Source organism: Lentzea sp. NPDC058436 (assembly GCF_042721515.1).
In the GTDB taxonomy this organism is placed as follows: Bacteria; Actinomycetota; Actinomycetes; order Mycobacteriales; family Pseudonocardiaceae; genus Lentzea.
Genome location: NZ_JBHXLF010000018.1, coordinates 1 through 20825, shown reverse-complemented (window position 1 = coordinate 20825; position 20825 = coordinate 1). Strand labels below are relative to the sequence as shown.

The 20825-nt window shown below is 69.5% G+C and carries 17 protein-coding genes; 10 read left to right on the top strand and 7 right to left on the bottom strand.

Annotated elements, in window-relative coordinates; genetic code table 11:
* Nucleotides 1–24 precede the first annotated feature (24 nt).
* Nucleotides 25–810 (top strand): alpha/beta fold hydrolase, encoded by a 786-nt coding sequence (locus ACFWN2_RS36750; RefSeq protein WP_382435170.1) that lies wholly within the window; start codon nucleotides 25–27, stop codon nucleotides 808–810.
* Here the strand turns inward: ACFWN2_RS36750 and ACFWN2_RS36745 are convergent.
* Complete coding sequence (locus ACFWN2_RS36745; protein WP_382435169.1) at nucleotides 796–2373, bottom strand: cation acetate symporter; 1578 nt, start codon at nucleotides 2371–2373, stop codon at nucleotides 796–798. The two genes, ACFWN2_RS36750 and ACFWN2_RS36745, sit on opposite strands and share 15 nt — an antisense overlap.
* Nucleotides 2370–2783: a DUF485 domain-containing protein gene (locus tag ACFWN2_RS36740; protein WP_382435168.1), complete on the bottom strand. Its 414-nt coding sequence runs from the start codon at nucleotides 2781–2783 to the stop codon at nucleotides 2370–2372. Before ACFWN2_RS36740 ends, ACFWN2_RS36745 begins: the two co-directional genes overlap by 4 nt.
* 333 nt (nucleotides 2784–3116) lie before the next feature.
* Here ACFWN2_RS36740 and ACFWN2_RS36735 point away from each other — a divergent pair, with 333 nt between their 5' ends.
* The 7 genes from ACFWN2_RS36735 to ACFWN2_RS36705 all read left to right on the top strand — a co-directional run bounded on the left by ACFWN2_RS36735 (nucleotide 3117) and on the right by ACFWN2_RS36705 (nucleotide 9866).
* Complete coding sequence (locus ACFWN2_RS36735) at nucleotides 3117–5762, top strand: nitrate- and nitrite sensing domain-containing protein (protein WP_382435167.1); 2646 nt, start codon at nucleotides 3117–3119, stop codon at nucleotides 5760–5762.
* On the top strand, nucleotides 5759–6178 hold the full coding sequence (locus ACFWN2_RS36730) for a roadblock/LC7 domain-containing protein (RefSeq protein WP_382435166.1): 420 nt from the start codon (nucleotides 5759–5761) through the stop codon (nucleotides 6176–6178). Before ACFWN2_RS36735 ends, ACFWN2_RS36730 begins: the two co-directional genes overlap by 4 nt.
* 4 nt (nucleotides 6179–6182) lie before the next feature.
* Nucleotides 6183–6728 (top strand): DUF742 domain-containing protein, encoded by a 546-nt coding sequence (locus ACFWN2_RS36725; RefSeq protein WP_382435165.1) that lies wholly within the window; start codon nucleotides 6183–6185, stop codon nucleotides 6726–6728.
* Nucleotides 6729–6837: 109 nt separating this feature from the next.
* Nucleotides 6838–7326, top strand: a complete 489-nt coding sequence (locus tag ACFWN2_RS36720; RefSeq protein ID WP_382435164.1) for an ATP-binding protein — start codon at nucleotides 6838–6840, stop codon at nucleotides 7324–7326.
* An 87-nt stretch (nucleotides 7327–7413) separates the two neighbouring features.
* Entirely contained in the window at nucleotides 7414–7980 is a 567-nt protein-coding gene (locus ACFWN2_RS36715) for a Uma2 family endonuclease (RefSeq protein WP_382435163.1), read from the top strand.
* A gap of 308 nt (nucleotides 7981–8288) precedes the next feature.
* A complete protein-coding gene (locus ACFWN2_RS36710; protein WP_382435162.1) occupies nucleotides 8289–8753 on the top strand; it encodes a GbsR/MarR family transcriptional regulator in 465 nt (154 codons plus the stop codon).
* Nucleotides 8754–8762: 9 nt separating this feature from the next.
* Nucleotides 8763–9866 carry an ankyrin repeat domain-containing protein gene (locus tag ACFWN2_RS36705; RefSeq protein WP_382435161.1) on the top strand — a complete coding sequence of 368 codons (1104 nt, stop codon included), beginning with the start codon at nucleotides 8763–8765 and terminating at the stop codon, nucleotides 9864–9866.
* Here the strand turns inward: ACFWN2_RS36705 and ACFWN2_RS36700 are convergent.
* From ACFWN2_RS36700 to ACFWN2_RS36690, 3 genes are read right to left on the bottom strand one after another with little or no spacing between them, the layout of a single operon-like run.
* Nucleotides 9845–10762 (bottom strand): heme A synthase, encoded by a 918-nt coding sequence (locus ACFWN2_RS36700; protein ID WP_382435160.1) that lies wholly within the window; start codon nucleotides 10760–10762, stop codon nucleotides 9845–9847. The genes ACFWN2_RS36705 and ACFWN2_RS36700 overlap by 22 nt on opposite strands.
* A gap of 20 nt (nucleotides 10763–10782) precedes the next feature.
* Complete coding sequence (locus ACFWN2_RS36695; protein WP_382435159.1) at nucleotides 10783–11541, bottom strand: ABC transporter permease; 759 nt, start codon at nucleotides 11539–11541, stop codon at nucleotides 10783–10785.
* A complete protein-coding gene (locus ACFWN2_RS36690) occupies nucleotides 11538–12443 on the bottom strand; it encodes an ABC transporter ATP-binding protein (protein ID WP_382435278.1) in 906 nt (301 codons plus the stop codon). The genes ACFWN2_RS36695 and ACFWN2_RS36690 overlap by 4 nt, the downstream gene beginning before the upstream one ends.
* Before the next feature lie 201 nt (nucleotides 12444–12644).
* Here ACFWN2_RS36690 and ACFWN2_RS36685 point away from each other — a divergent pair, with 201 nt between their 5' ends.
* Both ACFWN2_RS36685 and ACFWN2_RS36680 read left to right on the top strand, forming a co-directional pair.
* Complete coding sequence (locus tag ACFWN2_RS36685; RefSeq protein ID WP_382435158.1) at nucleotides 12645–13220, top strand: DUF998 domain-containing protein; 576 nt, start codon at nucleotides 12645–12647, stop codon at nucleotides 13218–13220.
* Nucleotides 13217–15202, top strand: coding sequence for a glycosyltransferase (locus ACFWN2_RS36680; protein WP_382435157.1), 1986 nt, complete (start codon nucleotides 13217–13219; stop codon nucleotides 15200–15202). The genes ACFWN2_RS36685 and ACFWN2_RS36680 overlap by 4 nt, the downstream gene beginning before the upstream one ends.
* A 162-nt stretch (nucleotides 15203–15364) precedes the next feature.
* On the opposite strand, the gene ACFWN2_RS36675 is transcribed toward ACFWN2_RS36680, so the two are convergent.
* Complete coding sequence (locus ACFWN2_RS36675) at nucleotides 15365–19012, bottom strand: patatin-like protein (protein WP_382435156.1); 3648 nt, start codon at nucleotides 19010–19012, stop codon at nucleotides 15365–15367.
* A gap of 73 nt (nucleotides 19013–19085) precedes the next feature.
* Complete coding sequence (gene mptB / locus ACFWN2_RS36670; RefSeq protein WP_382435155.1) at nucleotides 19086–20633, bottom strand: polyprenol phosphomannose-dependent alpha 1,6 mannosyltransferase MptB; 1548 nt, start codon at nucleotides 20631–20633, stop codon at nucleotides 19086–19088.
* Between the last annotated feature and the right edge of the window lie 192 nt (nucleotides 20634–20825).

Below are 20825 nucleotides of genomic sequence, written 5' to 3'. Positions count from 1 at the left end.
CAACCGCTGGTTACGGTCGGTTCCATGACCACCGCGACCGTCAACGGCATCACCATCGGCTACGACGACGAGGGCTCCGGCGACGACGTGCTGGTGCTGGTGCACGGCCACCCGTTCGACCGCACGATGTGGCACCCGCAGGTCGAGCACTTCAGCGATCTGGGATGGCGCGTGATCGCCGCGGACCTCCGCGGCTACGGCGAGACCACCGTGGTTCCCGGCATCACACCGCTCGCCACCTTCGCGTCCGACATCGAAGCGCTGCTCGACCACCTCGGCGTCGGGCGGTTCGTGCTCGGCGGCCTCTCGATGGGCGGCCAGATCGTCCTGGAGTGCGCGCGGACGTTCCCCGGCCGCCTGCGCGGCCTGGTCCTCGCCGACACCTTCGCCCAGCCGGAGACCGAGGAGGGCCGCCGCACCCGCAACGACATGGCCGACCGCCTGCTGCGCGAGGGAATGTCCGGCTACGCCACCGAAGTGCAGTGGAAGATGGTGGCGCCGCAGAACCCGGCCGCCGGCGAGTTCGTCGCCGAGCTCATGCACGCCGCGCCACCGGAAGGCGCCGCGGCGGCGTTGCGGGGCCGCGCGGAACGACCCGACTACACAGCGACCCTGAGCACGATCACCGTGCCCACGCTGGTGATCGTCGGCAGCGACGACGAGTTCACGCCCGTCGGCGACGCCGAGTACATGAGCTCGCGGGTTCCAGGTTCGACGCTGGTCGTGGTCGACGGTGCGGCGCACATGCCGAACCTGGAACGCCCCGAGGTGTTCAACAAGGCCGTGGAGGAGTTGCTAGCGAAGGCCTGACCCGATGCCGGTCAACCCCCGCACCTCCATCTCCGCCTGCTTGTCCGGGTCCGCCTTCTCCCCGCCCAGCACCGTGCCCAGGAACCCGGCCAGGAACGACAGCGGGATCGACACGATCCCGGGGTTCGACAGCGGGAAGAACGCGAAGTCGACGTCCGGGAACACCGACGACTTCGAGCCGGAGATCGCGGGGGAGAAGATGATGAGCAGCACGCACGACGTGAGGCCGCCGTAGATGCTCCACAGCGTGCCGCGGGTGTTGAAACGCTTCCAGAACAACGAGTACAGCAGCGTCGGCAGGTTCGCGGAGGCGGCCAGGGCGAATGCCAGCGCGACCAGGAAGGCGATGTTCTGGCCGTTCGCCGCGATGCCGCCGACGATCGCCAGCACGCCCACGCAGACCGCGGTGATCCTGGCGACGCGCACCTCGTCGCGCGGGTCGGCCTCGCCGTGCTTGATCACGTTCGCGTAGACGTCGTGGGCGAACGAGGCCGAGGCCGTCAGCGTCAGGCCGGCGACGACCGCGAGGATCGTCGCGAACGCCACGGCGCACACGATGCCCAGCAGCACCGTGCCGCCGACCTGGAACGCCAGCAGCGGTGCCGCCGAGTTCTCGCCGCCGGGGGCGCTGGTGATCTTGTCCGTGCCGACCAGTGCCATCGCGCCGAAACCGATGATGAGCACGCACGAGTAGAAGATCGCCATCATCCACGTGGCCCACACGACGGACTTACGCGCTTCACGGGCGTTCGGCACCGTGTAGAAGCGCATCAGCACGTGCGGCAGTGACGCGGTGCCGAGCACGAGAGCCAGCGCGAGAGAGATGAAGTCGATTTTGGACAGGTCCGAGGCGCCGTACTTCACGCCCGGCGACAGCACGGCCTCGCCGAGAGGGGAGCGCTGCGTCGCGCGGTCGAGCATCGAGGAGAGGTCGAAGCCGAACTTGCCGATCAGGAAGATCGTCAGCATGGACACGGACAGGATCAGCAGCACGGCCTTGATGATCTGCACCCACGTGGTGCCCTTCATGCCGCCGACCAGCACGTACAGCACCATGACGATGCCCACGACCGCGATGATGATGGCCTGGCCGACCTTGCTGTGCACGTCCAGCAGCAACGCCATCAGGCCGCCGGCGCCCGCCATCTGCGCGATCATGTAGAAGATCGAGATGACCAGGGTCGCGTTCGCCGCGGCCGCGCGCACGGGGCGCTGGCGCATGCGGAACGCCATCACGTCGCCCATCGTGAAGCGGCCGGTGTTGCGCAGCCGCTCCGAGATCAGCATCAGGCCGATCAGCCAGGCGACGACCCAGCCGATCGAGTACATGAAGCCGTCGTAGCCGTTCACGGCGATCGCGCCGGAGATGCCCAGGAACGACGCCGCGGACAGGAAGTCGCCCGAGAGCGCGATGCCGTTCTGCGTGCCCGTGAAGCTGCTGCCCGCCGCGTAGTAGTCCGACGCGCTGACGTTCCGCGTGGACGCCCGGTACACGATGTAGAGCGTCAGCAGGACGAAGACGCCGAAGACGGACAGGTTGATCGCGGTGTTCGCCCCGGTCACGCGAGCTCCTCGTCGGTTTCCACGAGTGCGCGCACCTTGTCGACCTGGGGGTCGAGCTTCCTCTTGGAGTACCGCGCGTACGCCATGGTGATGATGATGGTGGTGACGATCTGGAGGAATCCCATCGTCAAGCCGACGTTCACCGTGCCGAACAGCGGAGTGCTCATGAAGCCGGCGGCGTAAGCGGAAAGCAATACGAACGTGATGTACCAAGCCAGGAACGCCAGTGTTGCCGGGAGAATAAAACGCTTCACCCGTCTCTTCAGGTCGAGGAAATCCTCACTCGTTTGGATGGCGCCGAAATCAGGCTCACCGTCACCGTCCAACAGCAATGAGTGAGGACGCTCTTCTTCAAAGGTCGCGAATCCGGGCGTGGCCGGGCGTGACACGGAGGGCAGCGCCTTCGTCATCAACCGCTCGCATTCGTTACGGGGAGTGCCCGGCGAGGCTCCGCGCACTCAGCGCGTCCGGTCCGGGGGTGGGAGGCGCAAGCGTAACCACGCGTGGCGGCGAGTCAATCCCCTGAAGCCGCATGACCACCCCAAAAGGTCGCCCGTCACACTGGGTGATCGATCGTGCACGCCCCAGGTCGTTGTAGCGTCACGCTCTCTGGCCTACTATCCGCTAGCACCCGATACGGCTGATGGAGATATCGAGCTGCGGGGACATCGACTCGCGGGGATTCGCCAGGCCAGGAGGTAGCCGATAGTGGGGCACTTCGACCGCGCCTTGGGGATCATTTCGTGAATGTCGAGTGGAGAAAGATCAGCGACTGGCGCAACTGGCGCCTGCCCGTCAAGCTCGGCGTCGTGCTGCTCGTCCCGGTGGCCGTCGCGGTCGGCGCGGGAGCGTTGCAGATCTCCGGTTACGTCGACCGGTCCAACAACTACGTGCAGATGCAGGGCATGGTTCGTCTGCGGGCGGATCTCGCGCCTCTGATCTCCAGCGTCCAGCAGGAGCGCACGCTCGCCGCGCAGAGCTCCACCAGCGGTTCCGGTGTCGGCGCCTACCAGAACCAGATCAGGGCCACCGACAACGCCGCGTCGACCGTGCGCCGCCGCATCGACCGCACCGACGGGATCAGCGACGTCTCGCGTCAGCGCTTCACCGAGCTCGGTGCCCAGCTGGAGATCCTCAAGAACCTGCGCGAGAAGGTCGTGCAGGGCGGCGACGGCGGCGACCCGTCCGGCGGCACCACCGGCTACACCGCGGTCGTGAAGTCGTTGCTGGACTTCGAACAGGCGCTCATCGGCCAGTTCAACGACGACGCCATCTCGGGCACCGCGCAGGCCCTGCACCACATGGTCACCGCGCAGGAGCAGGTCTCGCTGCAGCACGCCATCGTGCTGGCCGGGATCGGCCGCGGCAAGCTGCTCGGCCCCGAGATCCGCGCTCTGGAGCAGTCGGACATCCGCCTGCAGGACCGCCTCAACGACTTCCAGGCCATCGGCACCACCGAGCAGCGCCGTGCCTACGACCAGACAGTGACCGGCGCCGGCGTGGCGCTGCGCACGGCGTTTGTGGAGCGCGCGCTCACCCAGCCGGAAGGCACCCCGGCTCCCGCCACGCGACCGGGCCAGCCCAAGCCGCCGCCGGAGTTCGGCATCGCCGTCGACGACTGGAACAAGTCGTCCGGCACCACCGCGCGGCTGATGGAACAGGTCGGCCGCGGACTGCAGGACGAGCTCGCGAACACCGCCGCCGCGCTGCAGGACGACACGTCCAACAAGGCAGGCGCCGCCGCGGTCGTGCTGCTCGCGATGCTGCTCATCGCCGGCACGCTCGGCTTCGTCATCGGCCGCTACCTGCTGCGCTCGCTGTCCGAGCTGCGCCGCTCGGCCCTCGACGTGGCGCACCACCACCTCCCCGAGGTCGTCGCCGCCATCCGCGCCGACCGCAAGCCGGACACCGAGATCGAACCGGTGCCCGTGCACTCCGTCGAGGAGTTCGGCCAGCTGGCCCGCGCGTTCGACGCCGTGCACGAGCAGGCCATCCGCTCCGCCGTCGAGCAGTCGTCGCTGCGGTCGGGGATGAAGAACATCTTCGTCAACCTGTCGCGCCGCTCGCAGGGCCTCGTCGAGCGCCAGCTCAAGCTCATGGAGGAGCTGGAGCGCCACGAGGAGAACCCCGAGCAGCTCGCGAACCTGTTCAAGCTCGACCACCTCGCGACGCGCATGCGCCGCAACAACGAGAACCTGATGGTGCTGTCCGGCACGGACATGGCCCGCCGGTTCAGCCAGCCCGTGCCGCTCGCGGACGTGCTGCGCGCCGCCGCGTCGGAGATCGAGCACTACCAGCGCGTCGTGGTGAAGTCGACGCCGTCGGTCGAGATCGTCGGCTACGCGGCCAGCGACCTCGTGCGCCTGGTCGCGGAGCTGCTGGACAACGCCACCGCGTTCTCCGCGCCCACCACCCAGGTCGTGATCGGCTCGCGGATGGACCAGCAGGGCGCCGTGCTGGTCGAGGTCGCGGACCAGGGCATCGGCATGGGCCCTGCCGAGCTGACCGAGGCCAACGAGCGGCTGTCGTCCGGCACCGAGGACGACGTGCCCGTGTCGCGCCAGATGGGCCTGTTCGTCGTCGGCAGGCTGGCGGGCCGTCACGGCATCACCGTGCGGCTGCGCGGCGCGGGAGAGGGCCGTGAGGGCCTGCGCGCGTTCGTGCTCGTGCCCGCGGAGCTCGTCCGGTCGCACGAGGCGGCCCCGGCGCCGTCGCAGCCGCGCCACGCCGCGCTGCCCCAGCCGAAGCCCGCCATCGCGAAGCAGCCCCACGTCGTGGTGAAGACGCCGAACCTGGCGCCGCCACCCGTGCCCGCCCCGGCCATCGACCAGCCGCGCGAGTCGGCCGAGTGGACGTCGTTCCGCGGCGCCGCCATCGACGAGTCGCTCCCGCAGCGCACCCCCCGTCCCGCCGCGGCCGAGTACAACGGCGTGGTCGCCGAGCACAACGGCGTGCCGCCCGAGTCTCCCAACGAGACGACGTCCTCCTGGTTCGCGGGCAGCGGGGTCTCGGACGAATCGGTCAACGGTGATCATTCGTCGGCACGACCCGACCTCGGACCCTCCCCAACGTCGTCACCGTCAGTAGTGGCATCCTGGTTCGGCAAGAAGCCCGGCGGGACGGTGTGGGAGCAGGCAGGAGATCCCGTCACGGACGACGGGGAGACCGACGCGGGGCTGCCGAAACGGGCACCGCGCAAGAACCTGCTCCCCGATCTCGCGGAACGGCCCGGCAACGGCGCACGTCCCACGGCGGGCCCGAAGCGCGATCCGGAACGAGCAAGGGGCTTTCTCGCCAGCTACCAGACGGGCCTGCGCCAGGCGCCGCTCGGAGGCAACGGGAACGGAAACGGCCAGGGGAACGGCCAGTACAACGGGGAGAAGGCATGAGCACGCCTCAGTCGCGCCAGGTCGACCAGTTCGGCTGGTTGATCACGAACTTCACCGATCGCGTGGCCGGTGTCGCCCACGCCATCGTGATCTCGGTGGACGGCCTGCTGCTCACCAAGTCGACGGCTCTGCCGCCCGAGCGAGCAGACCAGTTGTCCGCCATCGCCTCTGGTGTCGTGGCGCTCACGCTGAGTGCGTCACGTTGCTTCGAAGGTGGCGGAGTGTTGCGCACCGTGATCGAGATGGACTACGGGATCATGCTCCTCATGTCCATTCGAGACGGGTCTTGTCTGGCGGTTCTCGCCGCCCCCGACAGCGATGTCGGTCAAGTGGCCTACGAGATGACCGTGGTCGTCGACCAGGTGGGCCAGATCCTCACCCCCGAACTGCGAGCGCAGCTGCACAGCGTGAGGTGATCCCATGAGTTCGTCCTCTGACGCGCCCCGACGACGGAGGCGGGCCGAGACGCCCGCGGAGCAGACGTTCGCCGACCTGATGAACGGGTTCTCCCTGGATTCGGGCCGCAAGCGCACGCGCACGCCCGACGAGGCGCCCGCACGGGAAGCGGCCCCCGAGGTCCCGCGGGCCGAAGTTCCGTCGTTCGACTCCGTCTTCGCGGAGCCGTCCGACGCCTCGATCGTTCGTGCATATGCCTGGACGGGCGGGCGCACTCGGTCGAACATCAACCTCGAGATCGAGACACTTGTCTCCGCCAATGATCAGAGTCGGCAGTCGGCAGGTATCTTGCAGGCTGAGCACCAACGCGTCGTCGAGCTCTGCCACACCCCGCGATCCGTCGCGGAAGTGGCGGCACTGATGCGACTCCCGCTGGGAGTCGTGAAGGTGTTGCTCGGCGACATGGCGGAACGAGGTCTGGTGGACGTGCACCAGACCGCTTCCGCAGGCGGTGACACGCCGGACCTCGGGTTGATGGAGAGAGTGCTTAGTGGACTACGTCGGCTCTAGATTTCCCGAATTCGGGCCCCCTGGGCCGCCCGGTCGGGAGCTGACCTCGGCCAAGATTGTCGTCGCCGGCGGCTTCGGCGTGGGCAAGAGCACTTTCATCAGGTCCATCGTGGAGAGCGATCTCCTGACGATGAGCGCACTCCCGCCCGAACGAGCGGGCGGCGTGACGGAACTGGTCCGCATCCAGTTCGGACGCGTGTGGCTCGATCCGGGCCTCGCACTGCACCTGTTCGTGGCGCCGCAGTGGCAGGACACGCGCACGGGCTGGGGCGACGTGGTGCGCGGTGCCGTGGGAGCCGTCGTGCTGTTCGACATCATGCGCCCGGCGGACTCCGTGGACGCGATGCGGTACTTCGAGGACCACAACATCCCGTACGTGCTGGCGCTCAACAACGTGCACGCCTCCGTCCGGCAGGACGTGAAAGCGATCATCCACGGCATGGGCATCTCGCCCGACGTGCCGGTGATGGACTGCGACCCGCGGGTGAAGCTGTCCGTCCGGGAGGCGCTGATCTCGCTGACCGAGCACGCGAAGCTGGACCGGTGGCGCCGGCGTCCAGGGCCTGACGAGACCACGCCGCTCGCGCCCGTCTGTTGAGTTGGAGCAGGTCCAAGGCTTAGCTCGTTGTGGTTGTTCGGCCCCCGGTGCCTGGCGCCGGGGGCCGTTCGCCTTCAGGGTGGTCACGTGATCACCACGCGGCGTCCAGGCGGATACACCCTGGACGACTGGGAAGGTCTCGCCCCTCAAGAAGGCCGTCGCATCGAGCTCGTCGATGGACGGTTCGTCGTGAACGCTGCTCTCGCGATGAGGCATCAGCGGGTGGCGGACCGGCTCCAGACCCTGCTCGACGCGGCAGTAGCTCGTGAAGGCATGGAAGCGTTGACCGCGATCGGAGTCCGCGTCAACAGAAACCTCGGTTACATCCCCGATGTCGTGGTGACGTCCGAGTTCCTCGACACCGGCTCTGTCGACGTTCGGAACGTGGTGCTGGTCGTCGAGGTGGTGAGCCCGTCGACGAAGAAGAATGACAGGCTCGAGAAGCCGGCTGCGTTCGCCGCTGCCGGAGTGGAGCGCTACTGGCGTGTGGAGACGGCCGGTGCAGAAGGTCCGACCATTTATTGCTATCAGTTGGACGCGGGTGCTTACTCGCTTGCAGTGACGTTGTCGGCCGGCGCCACAGGTACGGCGGCCGTCACCAGCACGGTGTCCGTCACGTTCGATCCCGCTGATCTCACCAGAGGGCGGCGCTGAGCGAGAGCCCGCGGCTGTCTGGTGGCGTGGACATTCTCCAAGCAGGCCTCTTTCAGGCCTTTTTGAGCTGAAACGACAGAAGCCGAGGACGTTTTCCTCTTCTCTTTTCGGCCATGCCCAAAGAGAGTCGAACGTCCTGTGCCGCGGCGTCCGGGACAGCAAGGACCCCCGCCGCGCGCCTGCCCGTGTCGGCCCGGAGTCCTGACCCAGGTGAAGCCGCAGCCGTGACCCGCTGAACCCCACGTGCTCGACTGACGTGGACAAGATCGCTACGATGATTTCAGTGTCGACCGAAAGGGATCACTGAGATGAGCATCGGGCGGGAGACCAGGCTGTCCGCCTGGATCGAGCGGTTCGCGGCCCACTTCGCCGAGGAGGGCATCCCGCTGATCGGTGGCCGCATCCTCGGGTACCTGCTGGTGTGCCAGCCGGTCGAGCGCACCGCCGCGGAGCTCTCCCAGGAGCTGGAGGCGAGCAGCGGGTCGATCAGCACGAACCTCAAGTACCTGGTCAACGTCGGCCTGGTGACCAAGCGGACGCGGCGTGGGCGGCAGGCGGCCGAGTACCGGATCAACGAGAAGGCCTGGACGGACTTCATCCAGCGCAAGTTCAACGCCATCGCCAGCGTCCAGATCCTCACCGACGACGGCATGCGGTTGCTCAGCGGTGACCCCGAGCGCGCGCAGCGGCTCAAGGCCGTCGACAACCTCTACGGTTGGCTCTCGGAGGAACTCCCCGCTTTGTGGGAGCGCAGGCCCGCCTCACCGAAGTAGCGTGGTGCCATGTGGCACCCGTTTCGCGATGACATCGAGTACTACGAGGAGCGAGCGCACGGTCTGCTCGCCTCCGCGTGGGACGGCGTGCCGGGTGCGCTGGAGGTCTTCGACGACGTTCCGCTGACGGACGAGGGCGCGCACATCGTGCTGGCCCAGGCCCACGGGTGCGAGGACTGGCGGGCGCTGAAGGCGAACATCCGCAAACCGCGCCCGTTCGCCCGCGCCTACCAGGCCATCGAGATGCAGAACCCCGGTGAGCTCAAGGCGATCATCACGCGCGACCCGTGGCTCGTGAAAGCCAGTGGCACCAACGGGAACGACCTGCTCGGGCTGGCCACGGCCAAGTGCGACGAACGCCTGGTCGAGGTGCTGCTCAACGACGGTGCGGACATCGACCACCAGAACGTCCACGGCTGGACGGCGTTGCACCAGGCGGCGTACTCGAACCTGCCGAACCTGGCCGAGCTGCTGCTCGCCAAGGGCGCCCGCACCGACCTGGACGCACGGGGTGAGGGCGGCACGCCGCTCACGGTCGCGTTGTTCTGGGGCAACGTCGAAGCCGCCGAACTCCTGGCACGGCACGGAGTCCTCCCGCCGAACCTGCGCACCGCGGCCGGCCTGGGCGACCTGGACCTGGCCACCGAACCGGAGGCCAGAAGAGGCTATTACCGGCCGCACAGCGGTTTTCCGCGCTGGTGGCCGACGAACGACCCGCAGGAGGTGCTCGACGAGGCCCTGTCGTGGGCCGCGCGCAACGACCGCACCGAGGTCCTGGGTGACCTGCTCAAGCGCGGCGCCAGGATCGACGCCGACGTCTACCGCGGCACCGCGCTCGCCTGGGCGGCCTGGTGCGGGCTGGAGAACACGACGCGCACGTTGCTCGACCTCGGCGCGAACCCCAACCAGCGCACGACTTTTGGCGGCCCGATGCACGGCGAGGGCGTGACGGCGCTGCACCTCGCGGCCGAACGAGGCCACCTGCCGGTGATCAGGACCCTGCTCGACGCGGGTGCCGACAGGACGATCACCGACGTCAACTTCGAGGCCACGCCCGCGAACTGGGCCGGCCACAACGACCAGGGCGAGGCTCAGGCCTTGCTGAGCGCCTGATCGTCGTCGGAAGGCACCTCGACCTCGTGCGTGCGTTCGCGTGAGGACGTCCACAGTGCCGCCGTGGCAACGACAACTGCGCCGGCGCCGAGCACGTGGATCGACACGAGCACCTCGGGCACACCGGTCCAGTACTGGACCATGCCGAGCGCGCCCTGGGCGAGCACGACACCGACCAGCGTCCAGTAGGTGCGGGTGCGGGTGAAGAACCCGACCGCGATCAGCAGGCCCAGGAACAGGAACAGCAGGTCCGCGTGGATCTGCGCGAGCGTCGCCACCTCGACGCCCAGGCGCGGCGTCGACGCGTCACCGGCGTGCGGCCCTGCGGCCGTCACCCACGTGCCCGCGAGCAGCAGAGCGCCCAGCACGACGGCCATGACGACCTGGAGCCTCATCAACGGCGCCGGCACCTTCAGCCTGGCGGGACCGTCGCCCTCGGACAGCGAGCTCACGAGGAGCACGGCCATCCACACGAGACCCATCGAGATCATGAAGTGGATCGACACGGTGTACCAGGCGAGGCCCGTCAGCACCGTGATGCCGCCGACGACCGCCTGCACGGCCACACCGACGAGCTGCACGAGCGAGAGCACCAGCACCCGGCGGCGGCGCGGCAGGTGGAACCACGCGGCCAGCACGCACAGGCCCGCGATGATGCCGACGACACCCGTCAGCGTGCGGTTGCCGAACTCGACCCACTGGTGCAGGGCCGCGACCTCAGGGTGCTCCACCGGGACGACGCTGCCCTCGACGCACTGCGGCCACGTCGGGCAGCCGAGGCCCGAGCCGGTCACGCGGACGATCGACCCGGTGACCGCGATTCCGGCCTGCGCGATGACGACGGCAATCGCGAAAGCGCGCTGCCAGGACACGAGGAAGGCGGTCAGCTTCGACACGCCAACGATGGTAGGTGTCGTCAGGTGAGACGAGTCGTCCGGGTCGCCAACGCACCCGCGACAACACCCCAGGCCACGAGCACTGCGACGGGGCCCACACCCGGAGCGGTGCCGTGCACCACAGAGGTTTCCAGGGCCTGGGCCAGCGCGGCGGACGGCAGCAGGTGCACGAACCCGACCGGCACGGACAACGCCACCCCGCCGACCATCAGCAGCACGAACCAGATGATGTTCGCCAGCGCCAGCACGATGTCCGCGCGCAGAGCCCCACCCAGCAGCACACCCAGAGCACCGAACGTCAGCGTGCCCAGGACGATCAGCAACACCACCCACGGCAGGCCGCTCAACGGAAAGCGCCAGCCCAGGATCAACGCGGTGACCGCGAGAAGCGCGATCTGGAGCGCCACCACGACCAGCGCGCCGCACACCCGTCCCGCCACCAGCAGCCACCGGGGCAGTGCCGAGGCGGAAAGCCGCTTCAGCACCCCGTAACGCCGGTCGAAGCCGAGAGCGATCGCCTGCCCGGTGAACGCGCTGGAGATGATCGCCAGCGCGAAGATCCGCGCCGTCGCCGAACCCACGCGGGGCTCCGGCATCGGGATCACCGACATCAGCGACAACGCCACCAGCAGCGCCAGCGGGATGATCACGGTGAGCAGGATCTGCTCGCCGTTGCGCAACGTCAGCATCGCCTCGGTGCGCGCGTGCACGAAGAGCATGCGCGGCAACGAACCGCGGCCGGGCGCGGGCTTGAACGTGCCAGGAGCGAAGGTGGTCACGAGCGCAGCTCCCTGCCGGTCAGCTCCAGGAAAACGTCTTCGAGGCTGCGCTTGGCCACCGTCAGCTCCTCGGCCAGCACACCCTGCTGCGCGCACCACGACGTGACGGTCGACACGACCTGCGGGTCGATCAACCCCTCCACGACGTACGCGCCCTTCGTCGCCTCGCGCACCTTCAGCCCCTCGGGCAGTGCGGCGGACAGCAACGTCGTGTCGAGACCCGGCCGCGCGCGGAACCGCAGCTGCTGGTCGTCGGCGCGGTGCGCGGTCAGTTCGGCGGGCGAGCCCTGCGCGACCACACGACCCTCGTCGATGATCACGACGTCGTCTGCCAGCGCCTCGGCCTCGTCCATGAGGTGCGTCGTCAGCAGCACGGCCACGCCGTCGTCCTTCAACGCGCCCACGAGGTCCCACACCAGACGGCGCGCCTGCGGGTCCATGCCCGCGGTCGGCTCGTCCAGGAACACGAGCTCCGGCCGTCCGATCAACGCGCACGCGAGCGAGAGCCGCTGCTGCTGGCCGCCGGAGAGCCTCTTGTACGGGGTGCGGACCGCGCCGCCGAGCCCGAGGACCTCGATCAGCCACTTGGGGTCGAGCGGGTTGGCGGCGCACGCCGCCACGAGGTTCAGCATCTCCTCGGCGCGGATGCCGGGATACCCGCCACCGCCCTGCGGCATCACGCCGATGCGCGGACGCAGTTCCTCGGAGCCGGGCGCCATGCCGAGCACGCGCACCGAACCGTCGTCGGCCTGCCGGAAACCCTCGCAGATCTCGACCGTCGTCGTCTTGCCCGCGCCGTTGGGCCCGAGCAGGGCCAACACGGTGCCGGGCTGCTGAACGAGATCGAGGCCGTCGACGGCGGTCTTCGAGCCGTACCTCTTGACCAGCCCCGACACTTCCACCGCAGGCTGGGGATTCGGGCTCACAGGCACGCAGCCTAGGCGGTCCTGGCGATCCGCACGCAGTTGGGTCATTCGGCCCATTCCTGAAGCGGAGCTGAAAAAGGTGGGGCTAGCCCTACCCCGGTGAGTCAGGGACACCTCAGGGTCCCCTCGGGGGAGTTCCCCATTGGTTGATCACCGCGTTCACAAGAGACTTTTCTCGTGATCGAAGCGGGGGCGAAAAGACGGGGCCTGGTGCTCGGGGGACTGGTGTTCTCACTGGTCCCGATTCTCTACCTGCATGTCGTGTCGGCGGGGCAGCTCGACCCGATCTCGGACGTGATCAGCGACTACGTGTTCGTGGACAACGGCACCGGCTGGCTCGCGGCGACGTCTCTTAGTCTCGCCGCCGTTTCGGCGTTGCTCGCCGTCAACCTGCGGGGTGTAGTCAGGTCAGCGCAGTGGTTGATCGGCATCTGGTCGGCAGGGCTGACCGTGGCCACGATCTTCCCGACCGACCCGACGGGAGCGCCGACCACGATGTCGGGCTACATCCACCGGTACGCCGGCGCGGTCATGTTCGTGGCCCTGCCCGCCGCCGGAGTGCTCATCGCCCGTCAGTTTCCGGCCCTGCTCGGTATCGCAACAACGGCGACCATCTCCAGTGCGGCGTTTCTCGTCAGCCACGTTTCCTTCGGCGGTTTCGAGGCTCGCGGACTTACGGAACGCGTTTTGTTCGCATCTCTTTACGTACTCCTTTTCGCCATCGCGGCACTACAGGTGAGGCGCAAGTCATGACTCTGCTCGCCATCACGCTCGCCGTGCTCGGCGCCGTGTGCTTCGCCCTCGCGGCCCGCCTGCAACACGACGCGATCGCCTCGAACGGCGCCCGCGCCAGCGTCCTGCGGCAACCCCGCTGGCTGGGCGGTCTCGCGCTGCTCGTCGCCGGTGCCGGGGTGCACGCCGCCGCTCTCGGCATGGCGCCGCTGACCGTGGTGCAGCCGATCGGTGTGCTCGCGATCGGCATGACCGCGCTGATGGACCGCCGCTTCCGCGAGTTGCCGGCGATCCTGCTCACGACCGTGGGCGTCGGTGCGTTCGTGTTCTTCGCCTCGGGCAGTGCGACCGCCACGAAGGTCGTGCCGGACGTCGAACTCACGGCAGGACTCGTCACTCTCGGCCTGATCGCGATCCCCGGCGTCGTCGCGGCCCTTACGTCCAACGCACGCATCCGCGCTGTGGCGTTCGCATCAGCCGGTGGCGTCGCGTACGGCTACGTGTCCGTGCTGATGCGCGCCGTCTCCCAGTCCGTGCAGCAAGGCGGTTTCGGGCTTTCGCACCTCGCGTCCGTGCTCGGCATCGCCCTCTCGCTCGCCGTCGGCGGCTGGCTCGTCCAGCACGCCTACGCGGGCGGCCCTCCGCATCTCGCCGTCGCCTGCCTGACCGTGGTGGACCCGCTGGTCGCCGTGGGCCTCGGCACGTTCCTGCTCGGCGAGGCAGCCCATTTGTCTCCTTTGACCGGTGTCGTGCTGTTCGCCTGCGCTCTCGCCGCCGTTTGCGGCGTGTTCGCACTCGCTCGTCAACCTCGTGAAAACATCCGAACGGAGCTTCCCGTGAACACCTCCAGCGCGCTGCGCGTGGTCATCGCCGCCGACACGTTCCCGCCGGACGTCAACGGCGCCGCGCGCTTCGCGCAGCGTCTGGCGGTCGGCCTCGCCTCGCGGGGACACGACGTCCACGTCATCGCCCCGGACTCGCCCCGCGCCACGGAGATCCCCGGTGTGACAGTCCACCGGCTCAGGTCGCACCGGCTGCCGTTCTACCCGGACTTCCGCTTCTGCCTGCCGTGGCAGGCCTCCCGCGAGGCCACCGAGCTGGTCAAGGCCCTGAACCCGGACGTCGTGCACGTGCAGGCGCACTTCGTCGTGGGCCGGTTCGTCCTGAACGCGGCGGTCGCCGCCGGCATCCCCACGCTCGCCACGAACCACTTCATGCCGGAGAACCTGTTCAGCCACGCCCACGTCCCGGCGTTCCTGCAGGGCCTCTCCCGCAAGTGGGCCTACCGCGACCTGGCCCGCGTCTTCGGCCGCGCCGACGTGGTGACCGCCCCGACCCCGCGCGCCGTGCAGCTGTTGCACGACAGCGGTTTCCCGCAGACCGCCGTGCCCGTGTCGTGCGGCATCGACATCTCCCGCTACCAGCGTTCGGTGACGCACAACGACCGCCCGACCGCGTTGTTCGTCGGCCGCCTGGACGAGGAGAAGCGCGTCGACGAGTTCCTGCGCGCCCTGGCCCGCGTGCCCGGCGCGTTCGGCGAGATCGTCGGCGACGGCACCTGCAAGTCCGAGTGGGAACTGCTGGCCCGCGACCTCGGCATCACCGACCGCGTGCGTTTCCACGGCTTCGTGTCCGAGGACGACCTGCTCGACGCCTACGCCCGCTGCGACCTGTTCGTCATGCCCGGCGTCGCCGAACTGCAGAGCCTCGCCACCATGGAGGCCATGGCCGCGGGCAAGCCGGTCATCGCCGCGAACGCCATGGCACTGCCGCACCTGGTGAAGCCGGGCCGCAACGGCTGGCTGTTCGAGCCCGGCGACGTGAACCAGCTGGCGCAGCGCCTGCACACGCTGGTGCACGACGAGCCGATGCGGGCGCGGATGGGCGCGGCCAGCAGCGAGATCATCTCGCACCACGCGCTGGCCACGACGCTGGAGCGGTTCGAGGCGCTGTACTCGCGGGCGATGGGGAAGCCGGTCCCGGTCATCGCGCTGGCCGCCTGATCGGCGGGGGCTGATCGGCGGGGGCTGATCGGCGGGGGCCTGAACGGCGGCGGGGGAGTCGCCGAGGGGGAGCTGTCGGGGGAGTTGCGGGGGAACGCCGGTCCGGTCGCGTCACGCGGCCGGACCGGCACTGTCGTGGTGCCGCGACGGTCCGGAGCGCCCTTACCCCAGCTTGGCCTCGATCCGCCGCGCCACCACGAGCCCTGCCTGCGACAACCGCAACTCCTCCGGGTGCTCACCCTCACCCTCCACCAGGAACCGGTACAGCGAAGCGTGCCCCTCCAACCGCTCCCGCAACGTCGCCGCCACATCGCACCCAGGCGGATAAACAGCGGGGATCGCCTCGTCCACCAACTGGTCGCGCAACCGGCGGCGTTCGATGCGCGGCACGTACCAGGGCGTGATCAGCAGCAACGTCAGGCCGAACGCCAGCGCCGTGCCGATCACCGCCTGCCAGCCCCACCCACCAGGTCCGATGACCAGCAACACGTCGGCGACGGCGAGGTACCCGATGCCGTAGATGACGGCCCACCCGGCGGTCGCGGCGGCGGGAGGCTCGGCGCGTTCCGTGCCCCACACGCCCTCGACCCGGCGCCACCTCTGCAGCGACTTGCCGCCGGTCAGCGCCATCCACACCCCGAACGCTCCACAGAGGACCGAAGCCGGAATCACCAGCCACGGTTTGGTGTGCAGCCCGAACCGCCACACCGACCAGACCATCGCCGCCACCACGAGCACCACCGCCGCCTGCTTCCAGCGGCGCCGGACGATCTCCAGCGGCCGGAAGTCGGCCAGCACCGCCAACGGTGTGCGGATCGGTGAGGGCAACGACCCCAGGACGAGCAGCGCCGCCACGACGAACGCCACCCCGGCCACCGTGATCGTGCCGGTCGTGATCTCCGAACGGTCTTCTGGCAACCGGTCGACCGCTGTGGCCACCAACGGGATCACGGGTGACAGCAACACCAGCCCGTGCAGCATCGTGCCGCTTCTCAAAGCCGCGTAACCGAAAGCGCCGAGCAGGCTGGCCGCGCCCAGCGCCGCGCCAGGACCGGCCGCCCACGTCGGCAGCATCCCGAACAACGCCATCACGACCAGCGCGCCGCCGACCGCGAGTCCCAGCAGGCCCAGGAACTGCGCCAGCTGGCCACCGCGCGTCAGGCCGGTGATCGTCCAGTAGGGGAGCAGGGCCGCGCCGCGCACCACGCGCGTCACGGGACGGACGGCGGCGAGCCCCGAACGTTCGGAGTCGGCGACCGTCACGGCGACGGCCGCGGCGGTGGCGGCGGTGCGGATCATCTGGTCCGACGCCGCCTCCTGGGTGAGCGGCTCGCGGCCGATGCCCGCGCGGTCGAAGGCGTTCAACGCGCTCATGCCCAGCGTGACCGTGTGCTCGGCCGGATTTTCCAGGCGTCGCAACAGGTCCGCGTGCTCCTCCAGGAACAGCTCACCTCGCGACCGCTTGTCCGCGCCGTCGCCGCGGTCGGCGATGATCGCGGCGCGCAGCCGGGGGAGCTCCTCGCAGATGATCCGCCAGTGCAGGCCCCACGCGGCCAGCTCGGCGAGCTTCATCGACGACGGCGACAGCTCGTTCTCGGTCTCGTAGATGCCGGCCAGCTCCAGGCGGGCCTCCTCGGCGCACGCGGCCACCTGCACCGGCAGCTCCAGCCCGAACATGGTCCTCACGACCTCGTCGACCACAGCCCGTGCGCGCTCATCGGCCGTGCGCGTGTCACCGGCCGGGCGTCCCAGCAGGTCCATGCGCCGCAACCGTCGCGGGTCGAACAGCACGCGGCACAGCATCGTCGCGCCGTCGAGGCGGCCCCAGATCCAGTCGTTGACCCGCCACGACCGCTTCAGGAAACCGGAGAACCGCGACAGCGAGGCCCCGCCCGCCTTGTCGTCGGCCGTGATCGACTGCCGCGCGAACGCGTTGCGCGTCTGCAGCGACACCTGCACCAGTTCGACGGGCGTGTCCAGGCCGGTCGAGGAGTCGTCGGACAGGCACGTGCCGGCGATCTCCAGGGCCAGCATCCGCGAGAGCCACCGGTCGGCGTCCCCGAGCCCGGCCTCCGCGGGGTCGGCGGGCGCGCCGAGCAGGGCGTGCCAGCAGACGAGGCCGCCGAGCTTCATCCGGTGCTCGTCCAGCCCGCCGATCACCCGCCGGGCCTCGCCGACGATCCGGCCGACTTCGGCGACCTGCGCCCTGACCTCCAGGCCGACGTGCCCGTCGATCATGTGCTCGTGGTAGCTCGCGAGCCTGCCGGTCCAGTAGGTCTCGCCGAGCGAGTCGGACGGCTTCCAGTCGAACAGCTCCTCCCGCAGCCGGCGCAGCTCCGCGCGGACCTGGTGGAGCTCGCGGCGGGCCTTCGCGATCTCCTCGGCCTGCCCCTCCGGCACCACCCACACGAGCCGCTTGAGCAGGTCGAGTGCCGACGCCCCGAGGCGTTCGGCCATCGTGATGCCCCACTCCCAGCCGATGTCCTCGCGGCACACGACGGCCGGCAGCCGCACGCCCGGCACGTACGGCAGGACGCCGTGCAGCTTCTTCCACTTGCGCTGCGCGGTCTCGGCGGCCCTGCGCGCCCGTTCGAACGACCAGTTCGCCGGATTCCCCTTGGGCAGCGCGAACTGCTGCGCCGTCACCTGCCGAGCCGCGAGCCGGATCTCGACGTCCTCGTAGTGGCCGAAGAGCTTGTCCGCCAACGAGTACACCTCGCCGACGACGTCCTCGCCGCCGGAGTGCAGACGTTCGAGCAACGCCATCCGGCCGCCCCTGCTGCTCGCGGCCCGCCGGTTGTGCTCCTCGATCTTCTCGACGTAGGTCCTGTTGGCCTGGCTGGACATCGCACCCAGCAGCTTGCCGCCGGACCCCACGGTCGTGAGGCCCTTGCCGGGCATGTCGGCGACCGGCTCGGAGCCCAGCGGCTCGGCGTGCGGGAAGACCAGCAGCATCACGCGCCGCACCGGCCCGTCCGCGGGCATCCGGTCGATGGCCTCCAGCGCCTCCTTCGTCGGCGTGTTCACGAGGACACCGCCGTCGACCGCGAACCGGCTGCGGTCGCCGCCGTTGGCCCAGCTGGCGACGTCGGCCATGTCCGGGCGGTCCGGCGTGGCCTGCCCGCCGACGGGGATGAAGCTCGGCTCGAACGCGAACGGGAAGCTGGCGCTCGACCGCGCCGCCAGGGCGAGCTGCAGCACCCGGTCGTTCAGCACGTCGGGCGTGAAGTCGTCACGCGTGTCCCCGGACACCCAGTCGTAGGGGTCGCGGCGGAACGAGAACGAACCCTGGTGCACCGACTGCGAGAGCGGCTGGCCCAGGTCGTCGTAGGTGACCGTGGGAACGCCACCGAGCAGAGTGGTGGTGATCCGCAGGTCGATCGGGCGCTCGGTGGGCTCGGTCGGCTCGAAGTCCGCGGTGAGCCGGGCCAGCGCCTCCTGCAACCGGGGCAGGAAGAACTCGTCACCCTTGAGCAGCGACGCCGGCGAGCCGCGGAACGGCGTCCGCAGCAGCTGTTCCATCCGGCCCTGCTCGGCCCAGAGATCTCGCAGGCGGGTCAGGTCGGCGTGCTTGTTGACCTGCGACAACGCCAGTGCGGCGCCGTTGATGCCGCCCGCCGACGTGCCCGCGATGACGTCCGCCCTCGCCGTGCAGCCGACGAGGTCGAGCAGCGGCTGGTACACCGATCCGGGCCTGGTCAGCCGGTCGAGCTCCAGCACGACGCCGCCCATCCAGACGGCGAGGCTCACGCCCCCGTTGAGCACGACGGCGAACCGGACCTCTTCGCGCGACATGGGTTGTTCGGACATGCCACGTCACCCCCTCCGGCGACGATCTTCCTCTGAAGAGGTACTCGTCTGCCGGGGTTTCAGGGTTACGAGATCAGACGTGCCCGCCACCGGCAGGGTCGGACTTGAGGAACGGCCCCACCCTCTTGCGCGCGATCAGCACGCACACCGCGAACGTGATCACCGCACCCGCGACGGCCTGCGGCACGGTGTACGCGCGCCCGTCGAACGCGGACCCGGTCGGCGGCAGGATGATCGCGATGATCGCCGACGTCACCATGGCGAACATCCGGAACTTCGGCCCGACCACCGCCGTGGCCAGCGGCAGCGCCGCCCACAGCACGTACCAGGGCTGCAGCACCGGCCCGAGCACCAGGATCGCGCCGAGCGCCGCGCCCAGGCCGTTCATCGCCTTGATCCGGCCCTTGAAGCTGCGCCACAGCAGCACGACCGTGATCACCACGGACACCGCCTGCCCCAACAGGCGCGTCAGCGAGATCATCGCCTCGGTGTGGTTGCCGAGGCCGAGCAGGATGCCCGTGCCCGCGCCCAGGAAGCCCAGCGCGGTCGGCGGCGACATCCACGACTTCACGGTCGACGCGACGTTCAGCGTCTCGACCCAGCCGAACCCGAACCCGGTGCCGAGGCAGATCACCACCACCCCGACGGCCGCTATCACCGCCATGATCCCGGCCACCAACGCGAGGTGCTTGAGCTGACCGCCGAGCTTGCGCGCCACCAGCACGCCGAGGAACCCGAGCGCGGCCATCGCGGGGATCTTCACCATCGCGCCGCACACGATGACCCCGGATCCCAGGACGATCCACGACCACTTCAAAGGTTCCAGCCCGCGCATCGCCAGTTCGAGGCCGACCAGCATCAGGCCGAGCGCCAGGCCGTCGTTGTGCACGCCGATGACGATGTGGAACAGCACCAGCGGGTTCAGCGCGCCCAGCCACAGCGCGCCGACCGGCGGCACCCCGAACCGGGCCGCGAGGCGGGGCAGCGCCCACACGATCATCCCCAGGCCGACCAGCACCAGCAGCCGGTGCACGAACACGCCGGACACCACGTGGTCGCCGGTCAGCATCGCCGTCAACCGGCCGAACGCGAGGAACAGCGGCCCGTACGGCGCCGGCGTCTCCCGCCAGATGTTCGGCACACCGCGCGTCAGCACGTGGTCGACGCCCAGCGCCGTGGCCGGGCCCAGCTCGTACGGGTCCTGGCCGCGCGCCGCGATCTCGCTCTGCGCCAGGTAGGAGTACACGTCGCGGGAGAACATCGGCACGCAGAAGACCAGCGGAACGGTCCACATCAGCAGCGTGCGGTCCATCTGGCCGCGCGAGATCAGCCGGGGCCTGCCGGGCTTGACGAACCGCCCCAGCGCCAGCCAGGCCGACACGATCATGAAGATGCCGGTCCACACGACGCCCATCGCGACGCTCGGCATCCGGGAGAAGAGGCCCAGAACGGGTACGCCGTAGAGAGGGGAGTAGATGGGGGCGGCGCCGCCGCCCAGAGACCCCACGGTCAGGAGGAGCGCGCCGATGGTGCCCCAGCGACGCACGATGTCCAGCTGGCGACGCTCCCGGCCGTTCAAGAGGTCGCTCTCCGGAGTCACGGCTCCGCCGTTCGTGGGCATGGCCGCAGGGTATCGAGTGCGGTGGTCACGGCCCCTCACCGCGTCCTGCGGCGCTCAGCAGGGCACCTCGTGGTGTCGGCCCCACGCCCCCATATGACCCGATATGGGGACGCTGGTCGAGGAGGCGCAGAACGGCAAGGCCGTGGCGCAGCGGCTGGCGGACCGGGTCTCCGCCGTGTTCGTGCCGATCGT